Annotated in this window: 17 protein-coding genes; 12 read left to right on the top strand and 5 right to left on the bottom strand. The window is 73.6% G+C overall.

Features of this window, described 5'->3' with window-relative positions; genetic code table 11:
- Positions 1 to 83: 83 nt before the first annotated feature.
- On the bottom strand, positions 84 to 2,882 hold the full coding sequence (locus tag ACZ4Z2_RS18790) for a hypothetical protein (protein ID WP_468077329.1): 2,799 nt from the start codon (positions 2,880 to 2,882) through the stop codon (positions 84 to 86).
- Positions 2,883 to 3,284: 402 nt separating this feature from the next.
- Here ACZ4Z2_RS18790 and ACZ4Z2_RS18795 point away from each other — a divergent pair, with 402 nt between their 5' ends.
- The 4 genes from ACZ4Z2_RS18795 (at position 3,285) to ACZ4Z2_RS18810 (ending at position 10,089) form a co-directional block, all read left to right on the top strand.
- Positions 3,285 to 5,267: an Ig-like domain repeat protein gene (locus ACZ4Z2_RS18795; RefSeq protein WP_468077331.1), complete on the top strand. Its 1,983-nt coding sequence runs from the start codon at positions 3,285 to 3,287 to the stop codon at positions 5,265 to 5,267.
- Between the two features lie 195 nt (positions 5,268 to 5,462).
- The gene (locus ACZ4Z2_RS18800; RefSeq protein WP_468077333.1) at positions 5,463 to 7,457 is read left to right on the top strand and encodes a YncE family protein; all 1,995 of its coding nucleotides are present in this window, start codon (positions 5,463 to 5,465) and stop codon (positions 7,455 to 7,457) included.
- A 234-nt stretch (positions 7,458 to 7,691) separates the two neighbouring features.
- Positions 7,692 to 8,408 carry a response regulator transcription factor gene (locus tag ACZ4Z2_RS18805; protein ID WP_468077334.1) on the top strand — a complete coding sequence of 239 codons (717 nt, stop codon included), beginning with the start codon at positions 7,692 to 7,694 and terminating at the stop codon, positions 8,406 to 8,408.
- Between the two features lie 88 nt (positions 8,409 to 8,496).
- Positions 8,497 to 10,089 carry a sensor histidine kinase gene (locus ACZ4Z2_RS18810; protein WP_468077336.1) on the top strand — a complete coding sequence of 531 codons (1,593 nt, stop codon included), beginning with the start codon at positions 8,497 to 8,499 and terminating at the stop codon, positions 10,087 to 10,089.
- Between the two features lie 247 nt (positions 10,090 to 10,336).
- On the opposite strand, the gene ACZ4Z2_RS18815 is transcribed toward ACZ4Z2_RS18810, so the two are convergent.
- Positions 10,337 to 11,590 (bottom strand): hypothetical protein, encoded by a 1,254-nt coding sequence (locus tag ACZ4Z2_RS18815; protein ID WP_468077338.1) that lies wholly within the window; start codon positions 11,588 to 11,590, stop codon positions 10,337 to 10,339.
- Positions 11,591 to 11,694: 104 nt separating this feature from the next.
- Positions 11,695 to 12,975 (bottom strand): PP2C family protein-serine/threonine phosphatase, encoded by a 1,281-nt coding sequence (locus ACZ4Z2_RS18820; RefSeq protein ID WP_468077340.1) that lies wholly within the window; start codon positions 12,973 to 12,975, stop codon positions 11,695 to 11,697.
- Between the two features lie 177 nt (positions 12,976 to 13,152).
- Here ACZ4Z2_RS18820 and ACZ4Z2_RS18825 point away from each other — a divergent pair, with 177 nt between their 5' ends.
- Together ACZ4Z2_RS18825 and ACZ4Z2_RS18830 are read left to right on the top strand one after the other, a co-directional pair.
- A complete protein-coding gene (locus ACZ4Z2_RS18825) occupies positions 13,153 to 13,623 on the top strand; it encodes a hypothetical protein (RefSeq protein WP_468077342.1) in 471 nt (156 codons plus the stop codon).
- A gap of 298 nt (positions 13,624 to 13,921) precedes the next feature.
- The gene (locus tag ACZ4Z2_RS18830) at positions 13,922 to 14,851 is read left to right on the top strand and encodes a hypothetical protein (RefSeq protein ID WP_468077344.1); all 930 of its coding nucleotides are present in this window, start codon (positions 13,922 to 13,924) and stop codon (positions 14,849 to 14,851) included.
- On the opposite strand, the gene ACZ4Z2_RS18835 is transcribed toward ACZ4Z2_RS18830, so the two are convergent.
- Positions 14,757 to 16,214 carry an aminotransferase-like domain-containing protein gene (locus tag ACZ4Z2_RS18835; protein ID WP_468077346.1) on the bottom strand — a complete coding sequence of 486 codons (1,458 nt, stop codon included), beginning with the start codon at positions 16,212 to 16,214 and terminating at the stop codon, positions 14,757 to 14,759. The genes ACZ4Z2_RS18830 and ACZ4Z2_RS18835 overlap by 95 nt on opposite strands.
- Before the next feature lie 116 nt (positions 16,215 to 16,330).
- Between ACZ4Z2_RS18835 and ACZ4Z2_RS18840 the strand changes: the two genes are divergently transcribed.
- The 5 genes from ACZ4Z2_RS18840 (at position 16,331) to ACZ4Z2_RS18860 (ending at position 21,288) form a co-directional block, all read left to right on the top strand.
- Positions 16,331 to 17,110, top strand: a complete 780-nt coding sequence (locus ACZ4Z2_RS18840; RefSeq protein ID WP_468077348.1) for an alpha/beta fold hydrolase — start codon at positions 16,331 to 16,333, stop codon at positions 17,108 to 17,110.
- Positions 17,111 to 17,209: 99 nt separating this feature from the next.
- Positions 17,210 to 17,680 carry a DUF7144 family membrane protein gene (locus ACZ4Z2_RS18845; RefSeq protein ID WP_468077350.1) on the top strand — a complete coding sequence of 157 codons (471 nt, stop codon included), beginning with the start codon at positions 17,210 to 17,212 and terminating at the stop codon, positions 17,678 to 17,680.
- 138 nt (positions 17,681 to 17,818) lie between these two features.
- A complete protein-coding gene (locus tag ACZ4Z2_RS18850) occupies positions 17,819 to 18,832 on the top strand; it encodes an endonuclease/exonuclease/phosphatase family protein (protein WP_468077352.1) in 1,014 nt (337 codons plus the stop codon).
- 93 nt (positions 18,833 to 18,925) lie between these two features.
- Complete coding sequence (locus ACZ4Z2_RS18855; protein ID WP_468077354.1) at positions 18,926 to 20,956, top strand: FUSC family protein; 2,031 nt, start codon at positions 18,926 to 18,928, stop codon at positions 20,954 to 20,956.
- A 116-nt stretch (positions 20,957 to 21,072) separates the two neighbouring features.
- Positions 21,073 to 21,288: a hypothetical protein gene (locus ACZ4Z2_RS18860; RefSeq protein ID WP_468077356.1), complete on the top strand. Its 216-nt coding sequence runs from the start codon at positions 21,073 to 21,075 to the stop codon at positions 21,286 to 21,288.
- A 105-nt stretch (positions 21,289 to 21,393) separates the two neighbouring features.
- Here the strand turns inward: ACZ4Z2_RS18860 and ACZ4Z2_RS18865 are convergent, their stop codons facing one another.
- Positions 21,394 to 23,463 carry a PhoX family protein gene (locus ACZ4Z2_RS18865; protein WP_468077358.1) on the bottom strand — a complete coding sequence of 690 codons (2,070 nt, stop codon included), beginning with the start codon at positions 23,461 to 23,463 and terminating at the stop codon, positions 21,394 to 21,396.
- Between the two features lie 244 nt (positions 23,464 to 23,707).
- Here ACZ4Z2_RS18865 and ACZ4Z2_RS18870 point away from each other — a divergent pair, with 244 nt between their 5' ends.
- Positions 23,708 to 25,816 (top strand): VWA domain-containing protein, encoded by a 2,109-nt coding sequence (locus ACZ4Z2_RS18870; RefSeq protein ID WP_468077360.1) that lies wholly within the window; start codon positions 23,708 to 23,710, stop codon positions 25,814 to 25,816.
- The last annotated feature ends 92 nt before the right edge of the window (positions 25,817 to 25,908 follow it).

The raw sequence follows: 25,908 nt of genomic DNA on the forward strand, positions 1-25,908 counted from the left end.
CGCCCGGTCCGCGGGCCGAGCACGGCGGAGGGGGCATGGACCATCACCTGGTCCATGCCCCCTCCGCGTTCCGGACGCGTGTCCTACGAGGCGTCCACGACCGTCCCCGTCGACTCCAGGCCCGGCAGCGGTTCGCCGTCCCAGCCGGTCAGCGCCAGACGCAGCGACTCGGCCGGCTCGGTCACCCGGTCCTTCACCGTCGGGACGGCGACGTCGGCGGAGGTGCGCCCCGCCCGGACGTAGAACGTGATCCACAGGCCGCCCGCCTGCGACAACGGGCGCTCCGGGCCGGGCAGCTCATCGAAGCTCCCCAGCCAGCGCGGGTCCACGTCCTTCGTGGACAGCTCGACGCCCTCGGTGACCGGCAGCACCCGGGCCTCCTGGTGGAGGTCCACCTCGGCCGGCGCCGAGAACGTCACCCGCCAGGTCAGCTTCTCGCCCTCGGTCACCCGGCCGGCCACCGGCTTCAGCGCCATCACGGGCGCCGGGTCGTCGTCCTCCACGACGACACCGCCCGCGTACGTGCCGACGACCGCGCCGCGCACGGCCTTGGCGAGGAGGGAGTGGTACTCCTCGCCACCGAAGCGGGTGTCGCCCTTGACCACGACCGGCACGTCGATGGGGCTCACCCCGGGCCGCACGGTGACCGTTCTGTCCACGGTGCGTCCGGTGTCCCGGTCCAGGACCGAGAAGCGGACCTTGCCGCTGCCGTGCCCGGAGACCGCGACGGGGACGTGGTAGGTGCGGGTGCCGGAGTCGCCCTCCTTGACCCTGAGCCGGCCGATGTCGACGCGCGGCAGGGCGGCGGCGGTGACCGCCGGGGTGCCCGGCGCCCAGCCCCAGGCGTCCATCATCCAGGCCTGCCCGGAGCGCGACCGCGGGGTCAGAGTGAGGGACTTGACGTGCTTGAGGTCGAATCCGCCGCGGCCGGCCGCGGTCAGCGGCACCCGTAGCTCCCGCGCCCAGTAGGAGGCGGTGCGCTCGGTGCCGGGCAGCCCGTCGGCCTTCACCCGGCCGAGCTTCGCGCGGCGTCCGGTGGAGTCGGTGAGGGACACGTCCAGTGCGGTGCCGGAGGTGTTCGGCGGCACGATCACCCGCAGCGCCAGATGCGTGGCACCGGACAGGGACACCGGCTGGGCCGGGGTGACCTTCGTCGCCCTGCCCGCCGCGGACCACTTCATCGCGACGGCGCCGCGCCCGGTCTCCTTCTCCGACTGCCACCAGGCGAAGTGCGGGGACGCCCCCTTGACCTTCCTGCTCAGGCAGACCCTGGAGGGGGACGGGTCGACCGCGGCGCACAGCCGGCCGCCGGTCACCTTCACCCCGTTGTCGGGCAGGAACCCGCCGGTGCGGCGGGCGCCGACGGCGTGGGTGAGCACCCTGGCCGGGTCGGCCGACGGGGCGCGCCGGTTCGAGCCGTCGAGCAGCGGGCGGACCCGGTCGTCGCCCGCCACGAACAGCCGGGCCGCGGCGGCCGTGTAGGTGGCGCCGGCCTTCTGCTGCTGGCCGGCGGTGAGCCGGGTGCGGCTGCGCGGGGAGCACACCTTGTCCCGGTGGTGGCCGTCCGGGTCCTCCCAGAAGTCGTCGTCGGCGGGCGCCTGGGCCTGGCCGGGCGTCCACTCGCTGTTGAAGAAGTTGTGGTTGGCGCCCACGACGTACACGGCGCTGTGCAGGGCCTTGCCCTTGCTGACGCCGCGCGTGCCGTCCACGTACACCTCGCCCTGGAGGTCGGCGACGTCGCCGTCGCAGCCGGGCAGGATCGTCACGGACGGGACGTCGGCGACGGGGTTGTGGCCGAAGATCGTGGGCCCGATGAGCACGGTGCCGCGGATCTTCCAGCGGACGGGACCGCGGTAGCCGTCCTGCGCGGCGGGTGCCGGATAGAGGCTGTCCATCGCGGCCCGGTTGACGCCCTCGCCGCCGCGCGAGTGGCCGACGAGCAGGACACGGGCGAGGTCGGTCTCGGGCGCGTCGCGCACCACGGCCGGGGCGTCGCGCCGGTGGGCGGTCCAGTCGGCCCACTTGGCGAGGTGCTGGCGCACCAGCGAGGAGCGGGCCTGCGCGCCGCCGTCCTCGGCCTCACCGTCCTGGCCGTTGATGCCGTTCGCCGAGATCGACACCGTCATGTAGCCCTGGGAGGCGAGCAGCTTCTGGTCGCGCAGATAGCCCTTGTAGCTGGGGATCGCCTTCTGGCCGGCCGGGCAGGGCCAGTCGCCGCTCACGTCGTCGCCGCCCGGCTTGTAGCAGGTGCCGTGCCGGCCGTGCAGGAACAGCGCGAGCGGCCGCTTGCCGGTGGCGCCCTTCGGCGCGACGACGACGGCCCGCATCTCGACCGGCTGGGCGAAGCCGGGCAGCTTCACCGGGGGGAGGTCGTACTCGCCGGAGACCGTGCCGTACGGGCCCGGCTTGCCGGGGTCGACGGCGTTCGCCGAGGGCTGGGCCGGAAGTCGCCCCTCGTCCGGCGCGGCGCTCCCGCCGCCACCGGAGCCGCCGCCGTCACCGGAGCCGTCGGCCCTGCCGGTCCCGGCGTCCAGCCGCCGCCCGGCCGCGAGCACCCGGAGGTCCTCCAGCGGGGTGTCCTGGTCGAGGGCGAGCCGGAACGTACGCCCGTCGGCCGCCGCCCTCGGTACACCGAGCAGCCGGTCTCCGGCGTGGAACTCGACCCGGGCGTCACCCATGGGCACGGTCCGCTCGGACCGCCAGACCAGCTCCCGCTCCGCCCCTTCACCGGTGACACGCCACCCCGGCGGCAGCCCTCCGTCCGAGGCCGTCGCCGACGCCTCGGTCACCGACGGCGGCCGGGCCTGCGCCGCCCCGGGTGCTCCCGCCAGTGCCGCGAGCACGACCACGGCGGCGACACCGGTTCGCCGGGCATGGTTCAAGGGTCCCTCCCCACGCTTCGAACGCGGGCGCCCCACCCGTACCGGAAGCGCCTCACGCCACGGAGGAGGCGAAACGGAATCCGTAGGTTGCCTGTGCCCTCGAACCGGCTTGCGCATCACGGGACATGGGCCGTCGACAGCTGGCGAAGAGCCCGGGGTGTGTCTCGAAATACACCCAGAGACAACCGTGCGGGGTCGACATGAACCGACGACTGCAAGGGCGCAAAACCGCAGTTCATGGCGAGCTGGAGAGCAAAGGAGGACTCCGTGGGGACTCCTGAGGGCCCCCTCCGGAAACCCGACCGATGGCTTGATCTAGTCTTCGCGCAATGCGCCCGTGTACCGCCCTGGAACACGCGACGCTCTCTCGTTCCGCGTTCCGGGGGGTTCGAACACGTGCGTATGCGCACTCTTCCGGCTGCCACCGCGCTGGCCGTCCTCGTCAGTTCGGCCACGCTCACCATGGGGGCGGCCTCTCCCGCGGCGGCCTACGCCGAACTGCCGGTCACGTCGGTCGGTGACATCGTGGTGGACGCCGTCCATCAGCGAGTCTTCGTCAGCAACCCGCTCGGCGGCCAGATCGTCGCCACCGACTACGCGGGCAGGACTGTGAAGACCGTGCCCTCGCTGCCCGGTGTCAGAGGTCTGGAGCTGTCCCCCGACTCAGGCACGCTGTACGCGGCGGTGCCCGGCGCCGACGCGATCGTCGCCGTCAACACGGCGACCCTGACCGAGGTCAAGCGCTATGCGACGGGCGGGGGCACCGACCCGCAGTACCCGGCGTGGGCCGGCGGCAAGCTGTGGTTCGGCTACGGCACCGCCGACCAGGGCGACATCGGCTCGCTCGATCCGTCCGCCGCCTCCCCTGTGATCACACTGAACCAGGACCCGAACCACCCCTGGTCCGCGGCGCCGGTCCTGGCGACCCACCCGGGGGCACCCCACACACTGGTGGCGGGCGTCAAGGACGTCAGCCCGTTCTCCCTGGCGGTCTACGACGTGTCCTCGGGCACGGCCACCCGCACGGCGAGCGGCCCGAACGCCGTCGACTCCGTCGGCGGCAATCTGCGGGACCTCGCGCTCGGCGCCGACGGCTCCCAGATCGTCACGGCCGGCGAGTCCCCGTTCCACCACCAGGCGTTCAGGACGTCAGATCTGGCCCCCGACGGCATCTACCCGAGCACCTACTGGCCGACGGCCGTCGAGATCGCACCCGACGGCACGATCGCGGCAGGCGTCGACCACTGGAGCGACCCGGTCGTCTACCTCTACGAACCCCACGCGACCACACCTGTCCGCACGCACACATTCAGCGATAGCAACGGCGCCGGCAACGGCCGGGTCGTGCCCGGCGGCCTGGCCTGGACACCCGACGAGTCCCGCCTGTTCGTGATCACCAAGGACGAGGACGGCTCCTTCACCTTGCGCGCGCTGACCGACCCCACCAGGGCGGCGACAACCGTCTCGGTCGACGCACCGGCCACGGCCACCCGTGCCAAGGAACTGACGGTCACCGGCAAAGTGAGCTCGGACCTCGCGTTCCCCGCCGGGACCACCGTCGCGGTGACCCGCACCGACCTGGAGTCCCCGTCGGGCAAGGCCCTCGCGGACGTGCCGGTCACTGCCGACGGCACGTACTCCTTCAAGGACATCCCGCCCTCCGGGGGCACCGTGAAGTACACGGTCTCCTACCTGGGCGACGCCGACCACACGACGAGTTCCGCCTCCGACACCGTCGCGGTCTCCCGCGCCACGCCCTCACTCACGCTCAACAAGAACGGCAACGTGTACGCGTACGGCGCGGACGTCACGTTCACCGCGCACCTCGGCACCACGTACAAGAACCGCAAGCTGGAGATCTGGGCCGACCCCTACGGCTCCGACAAGCCCAACCAGCTGGTCAAGTCGGGGACCGCGAACTCCTCGGGCAACCTGTCGGTCACCCTCGACCTGACCCGTGACACCAAGCTCACCGCCAAGTTCGCCGGCGACGCCCGCTACAAGCCGGTCACGGCGACGAGCACCATCCACACCAAGGTCAGGATCTCGACCTCGGTCAGCGGGTACTACACGACCCGGTCGGTGTGGAACCACACCTACCACTACATCCGCCAGTCCAAGGACCCGGTCCTGAGGACGACGATGACGTACTACCCGGGCCGCCAGCAGTTCCTCCAGCTCCAGGCCTACTACCAGGGCTCCTGGCGGGACGCGGGTGCGCAGTACTTCCCGCTCTCCACGTCCGGTGTCTCCGCGGTCACGCTCACGGGCACCCCGAGCACGAACGTCCGCTTCCGTTTCCGCTCCGAGTACCACGACAGGAACGGCGACAACGTCAACACGACGACGTACGGCGCCTGGAAGTACTTCATCTTCACCAGCTGACGCGGCCCCGAGTTCCCTGTCCGGAAAACGCCGCTCGGCAGCCTCTCCACCTCGGCACCAGCGGACGTAGCGGGGTTCGGGACGCCCCTGTGGGTCCCGTGTCAGTGGCTTGATCTAGTCTTCGCTCAATGTGTCCGTGTACCGCCCAGGTACTCGGGCCGCTTTCTCGCTTTCGTTCCGGGGGGTTCGAAACACGTGCGCAGACGCACCCTTCCAACGGCCACCGCACTGGCCGTTCTGTTCAGTTCGGCCGCGCTCGCGGTCACCGGGGCCACCCCCGCCGCGGCCGACACCAGCACCCCGCTGCCGGTGCAGTCGACGGGCGACATCGTCGTCGACGGGGCCCACCAGCGGGTCTTCGTCTCCGACCCGGCCGGCGGCAAGGTCGTCGCCACCGACTACGCGGGCCAGGTCGTCGGCACCGTGGCGTCGCTGCCCGGCGCCAAGGGCCTGGAACTGTCCCCCGACTCGGGCACGCTGTACGCGGCGGTGCCGGGCGACGACTCCATCGTGGCCATCGACACGGCGACGGTCACCGAGGCGAAGCGGTACCCGACGGGCGAGGGCACCGACCCCCAGTACCCGGCGTGGGCCGGCGGCAAGCTGTGGTTCGGCTACGGCGCCGCCGCCCAGGGCGACATCGGCTCGCTGGACGTGTCCGGCTCCGACCCCGTGGTCACCCTCAAGCAGGCCGGCGGCTGGTACACGGCCCCCATCCTGGCCTCCACGCCCGGCGCCCCGAACACCCTGGCGGCCGGCGTCGAGGGTGTGAGCCCGGCCACCGTGGCCGTCTACGACGTGTCGTCCGGCACGCCGGCGAAGACGACGACCGGCCCGAACACCAACGACTACGTGGCGAGCAACCTGCGCGACCTCGCCCTCACCCCGGACGGCTCCCACCTCGTGGTGGCCAGCGGCGCCCCGTACTACCAGCAGGTGTACAAGACGTCCGACCTGACGCCGGACGGCAAGTACCCCACCGACGCCTACCCGAACGCCGTCAGCATCGCCCCCGACGGCACGGTCGCCGCGGGCATCGACGGCATGTACGAGCCGGACGTCTGGGTCTACGAGCCGGGCACCACCACCTCCGAGCACGTCTACGACTTCACGGACACGGCCGACGGCACCGGCGCGGGCACCCTCGTGCCCCGCGGCCTCGCCTTCGCGCCCGACGAGTCGCACCTGTTCGCGGTGGTCGCCACCAGCACCGGCGGCTACGCGCTGCGCGACCTCGACGACACCGTCCCGGCGCCCACGACGCTGACGGTCGCCGCGCCCGCGACGGCGACCCGCGCCAAGGAGCTGACGGTCACCGGCAAGCTGACCTCGGACACCGCGTTCGCCCCCGGCACGTCCCTCACCGTCACCCGCACCGACCTGGAGTCCCCGGCGGGCAAGGTGCTCGCCCCGGTCACGGTCGCCGCGGACGGCACGTACTCCTTCAAGGACACCCCGCCGGCCGGCGGCTCGGTCACGTACACCGTCTCCTACGCGGGCGACGCCGAGCACGCCTCCGCGAACGCCTCCGACACCGTCGAGGTCTCCCGCGCCACCCCCACCCTGACGCTCGACAAGAACGGCACCACGTACGCGTACGGCGCGGACGTCACGTTCACCGCGCACCTCGGCACCACGTACAAGAACCGCGCGGTCGAGATCTGGGCCGACCCCTACGGCTCCGACAAGCCGAACAAGCTGGTCAAGTCGGGGACCGTGAACTCCTCGGGCAACCTGTCGGTCACCCTCGACCTGACCCGTGACACCAAGCTCACGGCTAAGTTCGCGGGCGACGCCCGCTACAAGCCGGTCACGGCGACGGGCCGCGTCTACACCAAGGTCAGCGTGTCGACGACCCCGAGCCGCCACTACAAGACCAACTACGCCTGGAGCCACACCTACTACTACTTCCGCAAGTCCGTGGACCCGCTGTTCACGACGCGGATGACGTACTACCCGGGCCGCAAGTACCGGGTGGAGATCCAGGGGTACTACGAAGGTGCCTGGCACACCACGGGCAAGGAGTACTTCGCCCTGGAGTCCGGCGGCGTGGGCGCGGTCGAGCTGACCGGCACCCCGAGCACGGGGGTGCGTTTCCGGATCCGGTCCGCGTACATCGACACCACCTCCGGCGACAACGTCAACACGACCACGTACGGCAGCTGGAAGTACTTCATCTTCACCAGCTGACGCCCCGTCGTCCCCCGATCACCACACGAGCGCGTCCGGATCAACTCCGGGCGCGCTCAGGGGCGTTGGGGACGGATGAGGGGGAGGCAGGGTTCCCGTTCCCGCTGTGAGGAACGAGTCATTCCGAATCATTCCGAAAGCGGTCTCCCTTACCTGCCGGTACGTGTGAGGATACGCGGACCCTGCCGAAACTTGAGATCTCAATCTGAGGTCACGGTCGCAAAGGAACAGGACATGACCGCCCCTGTGCCCTCTGTTGTCTCTTCGGACTCGGGCCGTCTCCTCGTCGTCGACGACGAGGAGGGGATCCGCTCCATGCTCACCATGGCCCTGGAGTTCCTCGGCTACCAGGTGATCCCCGCGGCCACCGGGCGCCAGGCGCTCCAGGCCGTCACCCGCCACGACCCGGATCTGATCCTCCTCGACGTCAACCTGCCCGACCTCGGCGGCTTCGAGGTCTGCCGGACGCTGCGCGAGCGCGGCAACGCGGTACCGGTGCTCTTCCTCACCGGGCTCGGCGGCGTCGACGACCGGGTGCGCGGTCTCGACATGGGCGGCGACGACTTCGTCACGAAACCCTTCGAACTGAAGGAGGTCGCGGCACGGGTCCGCGCGCTGCTCCGCCGCGCGGGCGGCGCCCCGCCCGCCGCCGACCGCAACCGGCTGCGCGCCGGGGAGGTCCAACTCGACGCGGACGCCCACCAGGTGTGGGCCGCCGGCCGTCCCGTCGACCTCACCACCACCGAGTTCGCCCTCCTGCGCTACCTCATGGAGAACCCCGGCCGCGTCCTGTCCCGCGGGCAGATCCAGGAACGCGTCTGGAACCACCGCGACGAGGGCTCCGGTGTCGTCGACACGTACATCTACTATTTGCGCCGCAAACTGGGCGAACCGGGCCAGTCGCTGATACGCACGGTCCGGGGGGTGGGCTACCAGCTGTGCACGAACTGAGCGCACGCGGGAACGCCGCCCACGGCAGGAGGGCCGGCGAGAGCGCCGGGACAAGGGCGCGCCGCCGCCCCCGGCGAGGAGCGGACGGATGAGCGGGTTCACCGGACTGGGCGAGACCATCAGGGCCGCCGGACTCCTCGCGACGGACACCCCCGGCGAACAGCCCCGCCGGGACGCCGGCCGCGCCGTGCCCGAACACCCGGCCCGCCCCGCTCTCGCCTGCGGACGCACCGTCGCCTTCTGGCTGATCGCCACCCTGGCCACCCTCGGCACCGTCGGCGCGCTCTCCGCGCACACCCTCGCCCACCACCTGACCAGCCGCGCCGACCGCGAGATAGAGCGGTTCAGCCGCCTCGCCTTCCCGCCGTCGGCAGCCCCCGGACAGTCGGCGCCGGGCCCGTCGTCCAGGTCGGAGGCAGGAACGTCCACGGCAGCCGGACCGGACCCGGCGGCGACACCCCGGTCGAAGACCGCCACCCCGGCCACCCCTGCCGCTCCCGGTCCGGCGGCCACGCCCAGGTCGAAGACCGCCACCCCTGCCGCCCCTGGTCCGGCGGCGACACCCCGGTCGAAGACCGCCACCCCGGCCGCCCCCGGTCCGGCCGCGCCCCGGACGTCCCGGCGGTCCTCCGCCCCGCTCGCCCCGCCGCTCCTCGACAGCAACACCCTCGTCCTCGTCCTCGACGCGCGCGGCCGGGTCGTCGAGCGCTACCCCGGCTCGGCGGGCCTGCCCGCCTTCCCCGCCCTGAACCCCGGCCGGCTCAAGGCGTACGCGGCGCGGTCCGACCCCGCCGGGTTCGGCGAGGCGTACCGCGCCCAAGTGGTCCGCGTCCCGCTGGCCGGCCGCACCCACGCGGGCAGTTACGTGGTCACCGCCCGCTCCACCGCCGAGGACCGGCGCGCCGTCGAGCGCCTGCTCCAGGTGGAGACCACCGCCGCCCTGCCCCTCCTGGCCACCGTCCTGTTCGGCGCCCGCCGCCTCGGCCGCCGCGAGATGCGGGAACGGCAGGAGACGGAACGCCGGCTGCGGGAGTTCATGGCGGCCGCCGGCCACGAGCTGCGCAACCCGCTGACCACGATCTCCGGCTACGCCGAACTCGCCCGCGTCGGCGACCCCGCCTTCGAGCCCATGCGGCAGGAGGCGCTCGGCCGGATCGCCACCGAGGTCGGCCGGATGAGCACCCTCATCGACGAACTCGTCCTGCTGACCCGTCTCGACCTCGGCCAGCCCCTGCACCTGACCTGCGTGGACCTGGCCCAGCTCTGCCGCGACGCCGCCTCCGCCGCCCGGGACTGCCACCCCGACCACCCCGTACGGCTGCTCCTCGCCCCCGGCGACCACACCGTCACCGGCGACCCGCTCCGCCTCCACCAGCTGGTCGCCAACCTGCTGAACAACGCCCGCGTGCACACCCCGCCCGGCACCACCACCACACTGGGCCTCGGCACGGAGGACGGCTACCGCGTCATCGAGGTCATGGACGACGGCCCCGGCATCCCCCGGGAACTGCGCGCCCGCCTCTTCGAGCCCTTCGTCCGCGGCGAGGCGACCAAGGCCCCGGGCAGCGGACTCGGCCTCAGCATCGTCACCGCGATCGCGACGGCCCACGGCGGCACGGTCCTGCTCGAACCGTCCAGCGACGGCGCGTGGTTCAGGGTGCGGCTCCCGGCACCCCTGTGATGCGGAGGAGGTGTGAACAGTTGGCGAGGGGAGGTGCTTTTTACCGAGACTTGACGAGTTTCGGATCAGCCTCTGATCACCCCTGGATCCGATCCGGATCCGCGCCCGCTTAAGTGATCGACGTGCGGGGGCGCATCAATGGTGCGACCTCGCACAACTCCCCCTCCGAGGTCGGCCCGGCGCACACCCTGATCGACGGCTCATCGATCTACGACGAACGGAACGACGGCTCATCGGCCCGGCTCGGCTAACCGGGTACGTGCTGGGCCGACCTCAACTCGGCCAGATGCTCCCGCACATGCCGCAGCGCCCCGGCCCGCCGCCCCGGCACCCGGCTCCGCAAATCCGCCAGCCGCAGTCCCAGTTCACCGGCCCGCTTCGGGTCGCCGATCTGCCCCCACTGGTGGTGGGCCCGGTCGACGGCCGTCTCCACCGCCGGGTCGTCCGCCTCCTGCCCCGCCGCCAGCCGCGCCTCGGCCACATCCATCCAGGTCGCGCAGCTCCGCGCCGCGTCCCCGGCGAACATCGCCAGGTCGGCCCGTACCTCCCGCCAGTGCAGCACCTCCGCCGCGCCCGCCCCGAACTCCCGCCGGGCGGCCTCCTCCCGGCGGGCGGCCAGAGCGTCGGCCTCGGCATGCCGCCCGTCCTGCACGGCCGCCGTGATGGCGAGATGAGGGTCGTCGGACTCGCAGACCCCGGCCCCCGCGGGCGGCGCGCCGGCCGGCTGCGGCAGGACGGGGGGCGGGTCCGCCAGGTCGCCCGCCGGGTACGGCAGGACGGGGGGCGGGTCCGCCAGGTCGCCCGCCGGGTACGGCAGGACGGCGGGCGGGACCGGCAGGGCGGCGCGGGGGGCCGGCAGGGAGCCGCCGCCGGGGGCCGTCGGGTCCTGGGCCAGGAGGATGTCCCCGTACTCCGTCGTGCGCAGCAGCACCTGCTCGTGCAGGACCGCGGGCGCCGGGCGCTGTCCGCTGCGCAATATCGTCGCGAGCGCCTTCATGTACTGCGGTACGGCCACGCCCCGCCGGGACGGCGGCGGCGCGATCCGCCCGTACACGCGCACCCCGGGCCCGGCCCCCAGCGGCCGCCCCGCGAGCTGCCGCCACACCTCCGCGTCGGCGTGCAGATCGAGGAACAGGGTCGTGGACCCGGGGGCGCGCAGCCGGAGTTCCTCGGCCAGCCAGTGCCAGGGGAAGGCGGTGTAGCGCACGGTCGCCGGGGTGGTGCGGGCCAGCGCGAGATGCACGAGCCGCTGCTTGCGGTCGAGTTGCAGCTGTCCCGTGAGGTACACCGTGAGCGGGCCGGGCGCGGTGGCCGCCGCCCGCAGCCGCGTGAGCACGGCCTGCGGTTCCAGGGGGTCGGCCAGTTCGACGACGTTGGCCGTGCCGGTGCCGGACAGCACCTCGGGCGAGACGGCCGCGAGCACGGGAAGCACGGAGGCCGCGTCCACCAGACACCCCTTGCCCACGGGCGAGGCCGCGAGCAGCAGCACGGTTCCGGGCATCGTTCCCTCCCCATCGATCACGTACGCCATCCAGCACCGTAACCGCTGCGCGTGCAAACGGGGGAAAGTACCGGGTGGGAACGCCCCGTTCAGGGAGGTTCCGGTCAGGGGACCGCGTCGGCGCCGGGAGGACGCCCCGTACCGGTACCGCGGCGCACCACGAAGATCGTCGTGTCGTCGTCGAGATGGCCCCCGGTGTGGCCGAGGACGCCGTCGTGGACGAGGCGCACAAGGGCGTCCGGGTCGGTGGCGGCACGCGGATCGGCGGCGAGCGCCCGGCTCAGATACGCGTGCAGCGGGAAGAACACCCCGTCCCCGTCCCGTGCCTCCGTCACCCCGTCGGTGACCAGCAGCAACGACTCGTCGGGAGCGAGGCGCACGGTGACGCCCGCGCCGGGGCCACCGGCCCCCGCTCCGGACGGGCCACCCGGGACGGCCGGCCCCGGTCCGTCCGCGGGCTTCAACTCGCTCAGGCCCAGCGGCAGTCCGTCGCGCAGGGTGAGGACGCGTACGCCGTGGGGGGAGACCAGGAGCGGGGGTTCGTGGCCGAAGTTGATGATGTCGACGGTGAGGGTGCCGAGGCCCTTCGTGTCGGGGCCCCAGTCGGTGCGTTCGCTGCGCAGCTCGGGGAAGTCGAGGAGGACGGCGGTCGCGAAGCGCTCCGCGTCGTCGCGCCCGACGTGGGCGCAGTACCGGACGTGCCGGATCATCCGCGTCTCCAGCCGCTCGGCCACGGTGCCGGGGTCCTCCTCGTAGAACGCCGCCTCGCGGAACGTGCCGAGCAGCACGGACGCCGCCTCCACCGCCGTGAGGCCCTTGCCCTGCACGTCGCCGACGAGGACGCGGGTACCGTGCGGGCTCGGCTGGATGTCGTAGAAGTCGCCGCCGACGCGGGCCTCGCTGTCGGCGGCGAGATACACCTCGGCGTGGTCGAGGCCCCCGACGTGCGGCGGCAGCTGGCGCAGCAGGATCTTCCGGGTGGTGTCGACGACGGCCCGCATGTGCAGCATCCGCTCCTGCCCCCGCAGCCGCACCGCGCAGGCCAGCACGGACATCACACCGCCGAGGGCGAGGAGGATGAAGTCGGGCAGGCCGGTGCGGTACTGGTGCGGCCACGCGTTGTCGCCCGCGACGTACACCAGCATCGCCAGGACGGCGAACAGCGCCGTCGTCCACACCCGGCAGACCGCGGCGGCGATCCCCGGCACCAGCACCAGCCACGAGATGACCCGGAAGTCGCCGCTGGTCACCCAGTCGAGCACGGGCACGGCGCAGAGCACGACCAGCGGCGGAAGCCAGGCGACGCTGCGGCCGCGCACCCGCAGCGGCTGCTGCCGCTCCACGGGGTCCGGCGCCCGGCGCGCACGCGGCATCGGCATCCGCATGCCCCACAGCGAAACACGCGCCCGCGCCCCGCGCATCCCGGGCGGCCCGGGGTCAACCGCCCTCCCCCCTCCCCCCGCCCGCTCGTCCCCGTACGCCGACTTGCCGACGGGACGCCCCAGGTGTGACCTGGTAAGCGGGGCGGGCAGTCGCGGGGGAGGGAAGGAAGGAGTGCTCCCATGGCTCACACGGCACCCAGGCCGGGCGCACCGATGCACGGGGCGACGGGCGGGCCGGTGACGGGGACGACCCCGGCCACACCCGACGTCTTCGGCCCGCGCACCCACACCCTCGCCCGCTGGACCCTGGCCGCGGTCATCGGTCTCGTCTACGGCTACTGGGCGGCGGCCCTCGACCGCCACGGCGGCCCGATCACCGGCTGGAACCTGCTGTTCGGCTTCGTGACCGCGTTCGTGTTCGCCGCGCTGTACCTCGCCGTGCAGGCCGTCGCGCCCCGCCTGCGCCGGGAGCCGCACGCCGCGCTGTGGGCGGTCTTCACGGGCTGCGCCTTCGGCTTCCTCTACAGCCAGAGCGGAGACAGCGTGCTGCTCTGCACGGTCCTGTCCGTCATCATCGCCGCGGCCGTCTTCGTGACGACGTTCTACCGCTACTACACGCACGAGGACGCGGAGGGCAATCCGCGCGTCTGACGACGAGTGCGGGTGCGTTGTGGTTCCTCGCGCAGTTCCCCGCGCCCCTGAAGGCTTCGGGCCTGCGGCCCCGGCCTTCAGCTGGAAAGCACGGGCGCAGCCCCGGTCGCTTTTCAGGGGCGCGGGGAACTGCGCGACCAGCCCCCACCCAACCGCACCCGCCCACCAACCACCCGGCCCCGAGCCACCAGGCGCCCCCGGCCCGGCGGAGCCCGTTCGGCTTGTCCTGGGGGGCCATTCGCAGTCAGACGCGGCCTGAGCGCTCGCGCGACGGCCGCCGGGGCACTTGCCTGAAAACGTGCTCCCTCGTGCCCGCGGCGCCCTGTCCGCCGCGCTGATCCTGCTCGCCTGCCTGCTCGCGCCGGTGGGCGCGCTGGCCGCGTGGGCGACGTACGAGATCGGGGACCGGGCCCGCTACGAGGCTGTCACCGCACCGCTCGCCGCCGACCCCGACGTACGGGAGGCCCTCGCGGACGCGGTCGCCACCGGGATCCTGCGCGAGGTGCGCGTGGGGCCCCCGCTGCGCGAGCCGGTACGGGCCTTCACACACGACGCGGCCCGGTCCTTCACCCAGACCGAGGCGTTCCGTACGGCGTGGCACACGGCCAACCGGGCGGCCCACGACGCGGTGCTGCGTGCGGTGCGCGAGGAGAGCGGCGGCGGCAGTGCGCACGGCGCCCGGCCGGTGACCATCGACCTGGCACCGGTCGGCGAGCGGGTCAAGCGGCAACTCGCCCGCGACCACGTGCCGTTCGCGCATCGCATCCCGGTCGCGCACACCGAGCTCACGCTGCTGTCGGCGGAGGAACTGGTCCAGTTGCGGAAGGGGTATCGCATGCTCGAAGTCGCCGCGTTCTGGTTGCCGGTCGGCGCGCTCGTGCTGGCCACGGCGGGCATCCTGGTCGCCACCAGGCGCCGGCGGGCGGTGTGCGCCACGGGGCTCGGCACGGCGCTGGGCGGCGCCCTGCTCGGTGTCGCCGTCGCCCTCGGCCGCCATCTCACCCTCGCCGACCTGCCCCCGGACGTCTCCCCGGCGGCCGCGGGCGCCGTCTACGACGCCCTCACCGCCACGCTGCGCACCGTCACCTGGGGCCTGCTGGCCCTCGGTGCCGCCGTCGCCGCGGCGGCCTGGCTCACCGGCCTCCTCGGGCGACGTCGCCCAGCAGCGCCAACGCCTCCGCCAGCTCCCGCGGACCCGTCGACGCAAGTCCCAGCCGGACACAGTTGAAGGCGCTGACCCGCACCGGGCGCGCCCCCGGCCCCGCCCCCGGCCGCCCCGATGTCTCCGGCGCACCCGAGCCCGTCCCGGCCGGCGGGACGCTGAACGCCGGTCCCGGGGTCACCGCCACCCCCCGTTCCGCCGCCGCCGCGCAGAACGTGTCGGCCCGCCAGGGCTCCGGCAGCTCCCACCACGCGTAGTAGGCCCGGGCGTCTCCCCGTACGGCGAACCCGGCGAGACGCTCGCGCACGAGCCGCTGCCGGGCCGCCGCGTCCTCACGCTTCGCCGCGACCAGCCGCGCGACCGTCCCGTCCGAGATCCACCGCACCGCCGCCTCCAGGGCGAACCTGCCCGCGGCCCATCCCCCGGACCGCAGCGCGGTCCCCGCCTCCTCGGCCCGCCCCTCGGGCACCACGAGGAACCCGACGGTCAGCCCCGGCGCCACCCGCTTGGACAGCCCGTCCACGACATACACCCGCTCCGGCGCGTACGCCGCCAACGGCAACACGCCACCGCCGCCCGGCCCCTCCCCACCCTCGTCCTCGTCCTCGCCCGCGCCCGCGCCCGCGCCCGCGAGGAACGCCCAGATGCGGTCCTCCACCACCGGCAGGTCCAACTCCCGTGCCACCGAAGCGAGTTCGGCCCGGCGGGCGTGGGGCATCGTCGTGGACGTCGGGTTGTGCAGCGTCGGCTGCACGTACACCGCCGACAGGGGGGCCGTACGGTGCGCCGCGGCCACCGCGCCGGGCAGCAGACCGTCCCCGCCCGTCGCGAGCGGCACCAGTGTCACCCCCAGCCGTCCGGCGATCTCCTTGACCAGCGGATACGTGAGGGACTCGACCCCGACCCGGCCGCCGGGCCTGACCAGATGCGCGAGGGCGGCGGCGATGGCCTGGCGGGCGTTCCCGGCGAAGAGGAACCGCTCCGGTTCCGGACGCCAGCCGGGCACCGCGAGCAGCCCGGCCGCCGCCTCGCGCGCCGCGCCCGTGCCGTTCGCCGGCACCAGGCCCAGCGCGTCCCCCAGCACGTCCGTGCGCAACAGCGGCGCGAGACCGGCCGCCAGCAGCTCCGCCTGGCCGGGTACGGAAGGGTAGTTGAGCTCCATGTTCACCGGCGCCGAGGAGACCGGCTCCGCCAGCGCCCGCCCGGCCCCCGCCCCCGCCGGCGCCGCCCGTACGAACGTGCCGCGCCCGACCTCGCCCACCACCAGCCCGCGCCGCACCAGTTCCCCGTACACGCGCCCGGCCGTGGACCCGGCGATCCCGCGCCGCCGGGCGAACACCCGCTGCGGTGGCAGCCGGTCCCCCGGCCGCAACCGCCCGGCGGCGATCTCCTGCGCGATGCGGTCGGCGATCCGCCGGTAGTCGCTCACCACGTCACAGCCCCGCCCTCACCCGGGCACGCCGCGCACACCGCGCCACGCCCGCATTGCACCGAGGGCAAAGATCCTATTGCACCGAGGAGTTGGGGCCGCCTAGGGTCGAACGCATGGCACCCTTCCTCGCATACGAGGACAAAGGGGAAGCAGGCGCGTCGGCGCTCCCCCTCGTCCTCGTCCACGGCCACCCCTTCGACCGCACGATGTGGCGGCCCCAGATCACCGCGTTCGCCGCGTCCCGCCGGGTCATCGCCCCCGATCTGCGGGGTTACGGCGCCTCCCCGGTCGTGCCGGGCGTCACCCCCCTCTCCGTCTTCGCGGAGGACGTCGCGGCGCTCCTCGACGACCTCGGTGTCACCGACTTCGTCCTCGCGGGCCTGTCCATGGGCGGGCAGATCGCCATGGAGTGCTACCGGCTCTTCCCGCACCGCGTCCGCGGTCTCGTCCTCGCCGACACCTTCCCGACCGCCGAGACCGAGGAGGGCAGGCGCGCCCGGAACGCCATGGCCGACCGGCTGCTGCGGGAGGGGATGGGCGGGTACGCCGACGAGGTGCTGTACAAGATGGTCGCGCCCTACGCGGACGCCCGGGTCGCGGCCCATGTGCACGGCATGATGACGGCGACCGACCCCGTGGGCGCGGCGGCGGCCCTGCGCGGACGCGCCGAGCGCCCCGACTACAACGCGCTGCTGACCCGCGTCACCGTCCCCGCGCTGGTCGTCGTGGGCGCCGACGACGAGTTCACCCCGGTCGCCGACGCCGAGGCCATGCACGCCGCCCTCCCCGACTCCGTCCTCCAGGTGATCGACGGCGCCGCCCACCTGCCGAACCTGGAACGCCCGGACGCGTTCAACAAGGCGCTGGAGGACTTCCTGGCCCGGCTGGACTGAGCCCGGGCCCCTCACCCGTTCGGCCTACAGCGCATGCGGCGCCCCCCGCGCCGCGTGAGCATGCGGGTGAGCTGTCCGCCCTTTTGAGGAGGCCCTCTCATGGCCCAGCACAGCACCGAGCCGCGTTCGAACGCCCACACCCACCAGACCATCTCGACACCGACGCCCCCGCAGGGCAGGCACTCGGGTTCGTCCTGGGCCATCGGCGGTACGGTCTTCGCCGGTGTCCTCATGATGGTCGGCGGGGTGCTGGGCATCCTCAACGGCATCGCGGCGATCGCGACGGACGACGTCTACGCCACCATCGGCGACTACGTGTTCGAGTTCAGCCTCACCACCTGGGGCTGGATCCACCTCGTCCTCGGAGCCGTCGTCGCCTTCGCCGGCTGGGGCGTCCTCCAGGGCCGTGACTGGGCCCGTGGTGCGGGCATCGCCCTGGCGGCCCTCTACGCCATCGCGTACTTCATGTTCCTGCCGTACGCGCCCCTCTGGGCGGTCATCGTCATCGCCGCGTCGGTCTTCGTGATGTGGTCCCTGGCCACGGCCCCCGACCGGGAGCCCCGTACCTGACCCGCCGACGGCCGCCGAGGGCCCCCGTCCTCGCCGCCCGGGGACCCCGGACCGCCGCGCCGCGCGCAACCTTCGGGCCGCCCACCCCGTCCTTGAACGAGGAGCACAGAACCACCGCGGGCGAACGGAAGGCCGGCCTTGGAGAGCACGACCATCGAGCGGCCGGAGCCCGTCGGCACCCGCCGCCGCACGCACGGCGGCAAGAAGGGCTTCGGCTTCCTGCTGCTGCTCGGGGTGACCGCGGTCGTCCTCTGCCGGGTGACCGGCATCGACGCCCTCACCCCGGTCCCCCAGCTCCTCGCGTTCCTGCCCTGGCTGCTCGCCCCCACCGGCCTCGCCCTGCTCCTGTTCGCCGTGGCCCGCTCATGGACCGGCCTGACCTGGGGCGTGGTCCTGCTCGGCGCGCTGGCCTGGTACATCGAGCCGTACGGGAAGACGACCGCGCCGGACGGGCCGGTCCTCGCCCAGCTCCGGGTCATGACCTCGAACGTGCACTTCGGTGACGGCACCGCCGCCCTCGTCAAGGCCGTGAAGCGCGAGCGCCCCGACATCGTGTTCGTCGAGGAGTGCCAGGCCACCTGCTCCGCCACCCTCCGCGACACCTTCGGCGACCTCAGCGGCGACAAGCCCGCCTACCCCTACCGCCGGGCCGTCGAGGGTTACGGCTCCGACGGCTCCGTCATCCTCAGCCGCCACCCTCTCAAGGGCACCGACCCCGTCCCCGGCACCATGGGCATGCCCGGCGCCGTCGCCGACGTCGAGGGCCACCCCGTACGGCTGCAACTGGCGCACCCCATGCCGCCGCTGCCCGGAGAGGTGGGCACCTGGCGGCGGGAGCTCGGCGCGCTGCGCGCGTACGCGGCGGCCGACACCCGTACCCCCACCATCGTCGCCGGGGACTTCAACGCCACCCAGGACCACGCGGTCTTCCGCGACCTCCTCGACACCGGGCTCAGCGACGCCGCGCGGCTGACCGGGGACGACCGACGAGCGACATGGCCCTCCCGGACCACTCCGAGATTCGGCGCCCAGATCGACCACGTCCTCGTCTCCTCGAAGGACTTCTCCGCCCGCGAGACCCGCTTCCTCAAGCTGCGCGGCACCGACCACAACGCGGTCGTCGCCGATCTGACCCTCCACCAGCGCAAGTGACGCCGGGACAGGGCGGGCACGGCGCGCCGCCGTCGCCCCCAGCCCACCGAAACCTCACATAATCGGGCGATCTCCGGCGGAGATAATGGCCGCATGTCCCGCCCGTTCGCCATCGGCCTGACCCCGCCCGACTGGCTGGTCCGCAACCTCCAACCCCAGCAGGCGCCGCCCGTCAACCGGCCCGCCGTGGCCCGCGCGGCGGTCGCCCTCACCCTGCCGCTCGCCCTCGGCCTCGCCGCCGGCCGCCCCGAGTACGGCGCCCTCGCCTCGATGGGCGCCCTGTCCGGCGTCATCAGCGACACGGCGGACGCGTACCGCATGCGGCTGCTGAACATCGCGGTCCCCCAGCTGTTCAGCGCCCTCGGCATCACCCTCGGCTCGCTCGTGTTCGGGCACGGCTGGGTGACCGTCGCGGCGCTCACCGGGATCGCGCTGGTCTCCGGGATGATCTCGACGATCGGCGCCGTCGCCTCCGTGTCGGGGCTGCTGCTCCTCCTCAACTCCGTGGTCGGCGCGGGCCTGCCCATGCCGGGCGACTGGTGGCTCGCCCCGCTCCTGATGACCGGCGGCGGCCTCCTCGTCCTCGTCCAGGCCCTCCTCGCCTGGCCGCTCAGGGCCGGCGTACCGGAACGCGCCTCCGTCGCCGAGACCTACCGGAAGGTCGCCGACCTGCTCGCCGCGACCAGCGCGACCAGCGCGGACGCCGCGACCACCGCGGACGCCTCCGACGCGTACGACACCGCGCGGCACGCCGTCACCCAGTCCCTGAACCAGTCCTACGACCTGATCCTCGCCCGCCGGGCCCGCCACCACGGCCGCAGCCCCGACCTGGTCCGGCTCCTCGCCCAGCTGAACGCGGTCACCCCGCTGGTGGAGGCCGCCCCCGCCGTACGCCTCTCCGGGCGCCCGCTGCCCGACGAGATCCCCACCGCCGTACGCCATGTCGCCGAGGCCGTCGCCACCGGGTACTCCGGGCCGCTGGGGCTGCGGCTGCCCACCCCGGGGAGCGAGACCGGCAAGGCGGTCGACCAGGCGCTGCGGCACGCCGCCGAGGTCGTCACCGAGGGGTCGCCGGACGCGCTGACCCGGGCCGACGACCACCTCGGCCGGACCGCCCCGCTGCGGGTGCGCGCCGCACGGGCCGCCCGCGACGTTGCCCTGTCCGCCGCGTCCTGGCGCTACGGCCTGCGCCTCGCCCTGTGCATCGGCATCGCCCAGGCGCTGGTCTCCCTCGTCGCCGTGCCCCGCTCCTACTGGGTGGCGCTGACCATCACCTTCGTCCTGAAACCGGACTTCGGCTCGGTGTTCTCCCGCGCCCTGCTGCGGGCCCTCGGCACGGTCGTCGGGCTGGTCGTCGCGGCGGCGATCCTCGCGGAGGTCCCGCGCGGCTGGTGGGACGTGCCGGTGATGCTGTGCCTCGCCCCGCTCATCCCCGTCTTCACCCCCCGCGGCTACGGCTACCAGACCGCCGCCATCACCCCCGTGATCCTGCTGCTCTCCGACATCCTCAACCACCAGGGCACCGGCCTGCTCGTGCCGCGTCTCGTCGACTCGCTGGTGGGCTGCGGCATCGCCCTGGTCGCCGGCTATCTGTTGTGGCCGGAGAGCTGGCACGCCCGGGTCGGGGCGCGGCTCGCGGACGCCGTCGCCGACACCGCCGCCTACGTCGAGCACGTCTTCGGGCCCGGCGCGGAGGACCCCGCCGGGCGGGCCCGGAAGCGTCGCCGCCTCTACCGCGACCTGTCCGCCATCCGCACCGAGTTCCAGCGGGCGCTGACCGAACCGCCGCCGACGGGCCGGCGGGCCGCGGCCTGGTGGCCGCTGGTGGTGGCGGTCGAGCGGATCGTCGACGCGACGACGGCCGCGCGGGTGCGGGTGCGCCAGGGGGCGCAGCCGCCGTCGCCCGCCGAGGTCGGCCAGGTGACCCTCCAGCTGAGGGAGCTGGCGGACGGGCTGCGGAGGACGGACGTCCTCTACGCGGTCCGGTCCGATCTGAGCGGGCCGCCGGGGAGCGTGCTGGAGGCGCTGCGCCAGGAGGTGGCGGCGGCCCGGGCGATCACGTCACCGCCCGACGGGGAGGTCCTCCGGCAGGGGCGGGGCGGTCAACCCGACGCAGGGCGCTGAATCGTTACGCCCGCCCCGCACGGGTGACGAGAGGCGCGTTCGCAGGAGGAAAGCCGTAATGATCGGATCCGTCCAACCGGACGATTCACTTTCTTTCTGACAAGGGGATGTTCGCCATGCGGCGCACCGCCACCGTCCTGCTCGGAACCCTCGCCCTCGCCGGCGCCCTGGCCCCGGCCGCCCACGCGGTCCCGGACCCGGCGGCCACGGTCACCTGCCTCGCCGAGACCCCCGCCGGTGTCGCCGAGCTGGCCGACCCCGCCGTCCTCCTCGACCCGGCCGGCCTGCTGGACCCGGCCGCCGCCCCCGGCGTGAGCTGCCTCGCCCCCTGAGCGGCGCGACGACGCACCGCGGGCCGTCCTCCCCACCGGGAGGACGGCCCGCGTTCGCATCTGCACGGACCAGCGGTCCGTGACCCCAGGTGCCCCTGAACTCGCTCAGACGCCGATGTCGCAGCCGTCCGCGCGGTAGACCGCCACGACCGCCGGACGGACGATCTTGCCGGGCCCGTCGGGCCAGGTGCTCTTGGGGTTCTCGACGGAGGCGCCGTCGAGCTCACCGGGGTGCTGCACCGCGACCAGGACACGGCGGTCGCCGATGATCGGACCGCAGGTCTCGGCACCGCTCGGCACGGTGAGGAACTGCTTCAGCTCACCACGGCGCTCACCCCTGGTCGCCACGCCGAAGAGACCGTCGTGCGAGCCGAGCTGGTTGCCGTCGGTGGAGATCCACAGGTTGCCGTACGGGTCGAAGGCGACGTTGTCCGGGCAGGAGATCGGCGAGACGTCGTCCTTCGGGAAGCCCGCGAAGTACGTCGCCGGGTCCTCGGGGTCGCCCGCGACGAGGAAGAGCAGCCAGGCGAACTTCGTGCTCTCGGGCCGGTTCCAGCGCTCGGTGAGTTCGAGGACCTGGCCGTGCTTGTTGGCGTTGCGCGGGTTGGCCTCGTCGGCGGCGGCGAAGCCGGTCCTGCCGCGGTTGGAGTTGTTGGTGAGGGCGACGTAGACCTTGCCGGTGACCGGGTTGGGCTCGATGTCCTCGGGGCGGTCCATCTTCGTCGCGCCGACCTTGTCACCGGCGAGCCGCGTGAAGACGAAGACCTCCTCCGCGGTCATCCCGTCGACGTGCGAGACGGCGCCCTTGGCGGTGGCGGTGGCCAGCGGGATCCACTCGCCGCTGCCGTCGAACTCGCCGTCGGCCGGGAGCTTGCCCGTGCCGTCGATCTCGATGGCGGGGGAGTCACCGGTGAGCTTGGCGACGTAGAGGGTGCCCTCGTCGAGCAGCGAGAGGTTGTGCTCGCGCACGGCGCGGCCCGTCCCCTTCTTCATCCGCTTGCTGCTGACGAACTTGTAGAAGTAGTCGAAGCGCTCGTCGTCACCGGAGTAGACGACGGGACGGCCGTCGGCGGTGAGCCGGATGGTCGCGGCCTCGTGCTTGAAGCGGCCGAGGGCGGTGTGCTTGCGGGGCGTGGACGTCGGGTCGTACGGGTCGAACTCGACGACGTACCCGAAACGGTGCGCCTCGTTGGGCTCCTGGGCCAGGTCGAACCGCTTGTCGAACCGCTCCCACTTGCGCTCGGTGGCGCCGGTGCCGACGCCGTACCGCTTGTCGGTGGGCCGGCTGCCGTTGGCGAAGTACTGGTTGAAGTTCTCCTCGCCGTGCAGCGTGGTGCCCCAGGGGGTGGTGCCGCCGGAGCAGTTGTTGAGCGTGCCGAGGACCTTGCGGCCGGTCGGGTCGGCGGAGGTCTTGAGCAGGTCGGAGCCGGCGGCGGGGCCGGTCAGCCGGAACTCGGTGGTGGCGGTGACCCGCCGGTTGAGGTGGTGCCGGGGCACGGCGGTGAGCTTGCCGGTGCGCCGGTCCTCCTCGACCACGACGGCGGAGAGGCCGTGCGCCGCCCAGGCGACCTCGACCTGGTCGCGGGTCGGGTTGGCGGCGTCGTAGCCGCGGAACATGAGCACCTCGTCGGTGTACTCATGGTTGGCCACGAGGAGCTTGCGGCCCCGCTCGCCGGGGAGCGGCAGCAGCGCGAGGAAGTCGTTGTTGTAGCCGAACTGACCGGCCTGGGCCGCGCCCGTCTGGTTCTCCGGGTCGAACGCGGGGGCACCGCGCAGGATGGGCTCGCCCCAGCGGATCACCACGTTCTGCCGGTAGCCCTCGGGGACGGTCACGGCGTCGGCGGTGTTGGGCTCGACGGCGGTGAACCGCAGACCGCGGGCGGCCCTGCCCTTGGGCGTGCTCTTGGCCGCGCCGGTGGTCCCGGCGGGGGCCGCGGCGGCCCGCGGGGCGGTGCCGAGCGTCGTCGCGGTGCCGGCCGCGGCGGCCACGGTCACGACGGCGGCGGCGCGCATCACGGACCGGCGGCTGAGCGCGGAGGCGATGACATCGCCCACGTATTCATTGGTACTGGTGTTCGGCACCTCGTGGAAGCAGGCGTCACCACAGCGGAACCGACAGGTCAGGGCGGAACGGCCGCCGGGGTGCGAGCCGATCATGGGCAGCAGCTTGCGCACGTTGCGCTCCCTCTTATGTGCCTTTGGTGTGAGCGCGACGTTAGGGGCGCGTGTGTTCGAGAACGGGGACGGAGAGTGAACGGCAGGTGAACCCACGGCAGTTGAGGCGGTATTGACAGCTCCCGGTCGCGGAGTTAGTGAAACCTCCCGCCCCACCCCAAGATCGCCAATCGCGGCGGCTAACCTTACGTGTCCGTCCTGGCCAGGGATTGACGGGCTACAACTCACGCGAAGGGTTGCGCACATGGGCATTCTCTCTCTCCTGCGGAACGCGTTCTCCCGCTCACGCAAGGGGCGCGACACGGTCCCTTCGCAGGAGGCGGAGCAGGTCTCCCCGACAGAGCCGACCACCACGACCCCCGAGGGGAGTGCCGCATCCCTGCGGGACGCCGAGCCGGGTTCCCTGCGGGACGCCGACGAGCCGGGTGCCGCGCGGGATGAGGAGCGGGGCTCCTCGCGGGAGACCGAGCCGAAGCTTCCGGCCCAGGGGCCCGGCACCAAGCCGGCCTCGTCCGTCGCCGACGAGCTGGTCTCGGCGGCCTTCGACAACGTGACGGTACCGAAGCCGCGGACGCCTGCGGCGACAGAGCCGGAGGACACGGCGCCGGCCGCGGGGGCGGAGCCTGCCGCGGCGCCGGCCGAGGTGACCGAGCCCGAGCCGGCCGCCGAGGCTGAGCCGAAGCCGGTCGCCGAGGTGAAGGACGAGGCGGAGCGCGCGCAGGCCGAGGCGGAGGTGGAGAGAGAGGCCAAGGCGGAGACCGGTGCGCCGGTGACGGAGCCGGAGGCCGAGCCCGCGGCGGCGAAGACCGAGGTTGAGGAAGCGGCGCAGCCCGAGGAGGAGCCGGTCGCGACAACCGCTGAGGCGAAGGCGGAGGCCGAGGCAGAGGCCGCGTCCGAGGCCGCGTCCGAGGCCGCGTCCGAGGCCGCCGTCGAGGCTGTCGACGCCGACAAGGAGGCTGAGCAGAAGCCCGAGGCGGTCGCCGAGGCTGAGCCGACGGTTGCGGAGACCGCCGCCGAAGCCGAGCCGATCGCGGAAGCCGACGCGGCCGACGCGAAGCCGGTCGCGGAGAGCGAGCCCGAGACCGAGGCGGAGCCCGCTGTCACGGAGACCGACGCGGCGGCCGACACGGCCGAGGCGAAGCCCGTCGCCGAGAGCGAGCCCGAGGCGAAGCCCGCCAGTGCGGAGACCGACGCCGTGGCCGACACGGCCGACGCGAAGCCCGTCGCGGAGAGCGAGCCCGAGACCGAGGCGGAGCCGACCGCCGCGACGGAGGCCGACGGCGAGCCGCAGGCCGAGCCGGACGCCGCACCGCAGGCCGACGCCAAGCCCGAGCCCAAGCCCGAGCCCGAGCCCGAGCCCGAGCCGAAGGCTGCCAAGGTTTCCGAGCCGGAGGCCGACGTCGAGGTGGAGCCGCAGGCGGCCCCCGTGGCGGAGTCCGAGCCGGAGGCGGCCGAGCCCGAGGCGGCCGAGGCGCCCGAGCCCGAGGCCGCCCCCGAGGTCGTGGCGGCAGCCGGCGAACCCGAGCAGCCCGCCGACGCCCCCGAACCCTCCACCACACCCGAACCCACCACCACCCGCGAACCCGCACCCTCCAACACCCCCGAACCCGCCGGTGACGACGCGAGCGGCACGGGTGGGGCGGGTGTGCCCGCCGGGGCGGGGGCCGACGGCGAAGCCGAGGCCGCACGCCCCGCGACCCCCGCCACCCGCATCCGCTCCCGCGCCCCCGGCCTCTCCACCGCCTACAAGACCGCCGGCACCGTCCTGAAGAAGCACGGCCTCACCGGCGCCCGCGCCAAGGTGTACCTCGTCCTCGACCGCTCCGCGTCGATGCGCCCGTACTACAAGGACGGCTCCGCCCAGGCCCTCGGCGAGCAGACCCTCGCCCTCGCCGCCCACCTCGACCCCGAGGCCACCGTCCCCGTCGTGTTCTTCTCCACCGAGCTCGACGGCACCGGCGAGCTCACCCTCACCGAGCACGAGAACAAGATCGACGAGCTGCACGGCGGCCTCGGCCGCATGGGCCGCACCAGCTACCACGCGGCCGTCGAGGAGGTCCTCGCCCAGCACCGGAAGTCGGCGGACCCCACCGCCCCCGCCCTCGTCGTCTTCCAGACGGACGGCGCGCCGGACGCGAAGACCCCCGCCACCCAGGCGCTCACGGACGCCGCGAAGAACCACCCCGGCGTGCACTTCGCCTTCGTCGCCTTCGGTGACCCGGAGAACAAGGCGTTCGACTACCTCCGCAAGCTCAAGACGGGCAACGCCTCGCACTTCCTGGCCGGCGAGACCCCGCGCGAGCTGACGGACGCCGAGGTGTACGAGGGCATCCTGGCCGACTGGCGCCCGTAACCCTCACCGGCCACCGGCCACCCGCGTCCCCTCACCGGGACATCCCGTGCCGCCCGCTTCCCACCCCGCAGAACGGGAGGCGGGCGGCACCC

The sequence above is a fragment of the Streptomyces sp. NPDC030183 genome (assembly GCF_055573455.1).

What these genes read in the sequence shown, in the direction of transcription:
- ACZ4Z2_RS18815 (WP_468077338.1), bottom strand. Translation starts at nt 11,590, where the DNA reads ATGCCCGGAACCGTGCTGCTGCTCGCGGCCTCGCCCGTGGGCAAGGGG.
- ACZ4Z2_RS18870 (WP_468077360.1), top strand. Translation starts at nt 23,708, where the DNA reads ATGGGCATTCTCTCTCTCCTGCGGAACGCGTTCTCCCGCTCACGCAAG.
- ACZ4Z2_RS18795 (WP_468077331.1), top strand. Translation starts at nt 3,285, where the DNA reads ATGCGCACTCTTCCGGCTGCCACCGCGCTGGCCGTCCTCGTCAGTTCG.
- ACZ4Z2_RS18825 (WP_468077342.1), top strand. Translation starts at nt 13,153, where the DNA reads ATGGCTCACACGGCACCCAGGCCGGGCGCACCGATGCACGGGGCGACG.
- ACZ4Z2_RS18855 (WP_468077354.1), top strand. Translation starts at nt 18,926, where the DNA reads ATGTCCCGCCCGTTCGCCATCGGCCTGACCCCGCCCGACTGGCTGGTC.
- ACZ4Z2_RS18845 (WP_468077350.1), top strand. Translation starts at nt 17,210, where the DNA reads ATGGCCCAGCACAGCACCGAGCCGCGTTCGAACGCCCACACCCACCAG.
- ACZ4Z2_RS18840 (WP_468077348.1), top strand. Translation starts at nt 16,331, where the DNA reads ATGGCACCCTTCCTCGCATACGAGGACAAAGGGGAAGCAGGCGCGTCG.
- ACZ4Z2_RS18860 (WP_468077356.1), top strand. Translation starts at nt 21,073, where the DNA reads ATGCGGCGCACCGCCACCGTCCTGCTCGGAACCCTCGCCCTCGCCGGC.
- ACZ4Z2_RS18810 (WP_468077336.1), top strand. Translation starts at nt 8,497, where the DNA reads ATGAGCGGGTTCACCGGACTGGGCGAGACCATCAGGGCCGCCGGACTC.
- ACZ4Z2_RS18820 (WP_468077340.1), bottom strand. Translation starts at nt 12,975, where the DNA reads ATGCGGATGCCGATGCCGCGTGCGCGCCGGGCGCCGGACCCCGTGGAG.
- ACZ4Z2_RS18805 (WP_468077334.1), top strand. Translation starts at nt 7,692, where the DNA reads ATGACCGCCCCTGTGCCCTCTGTTGTCTCTTCGGACTCGGGCCGTCTC.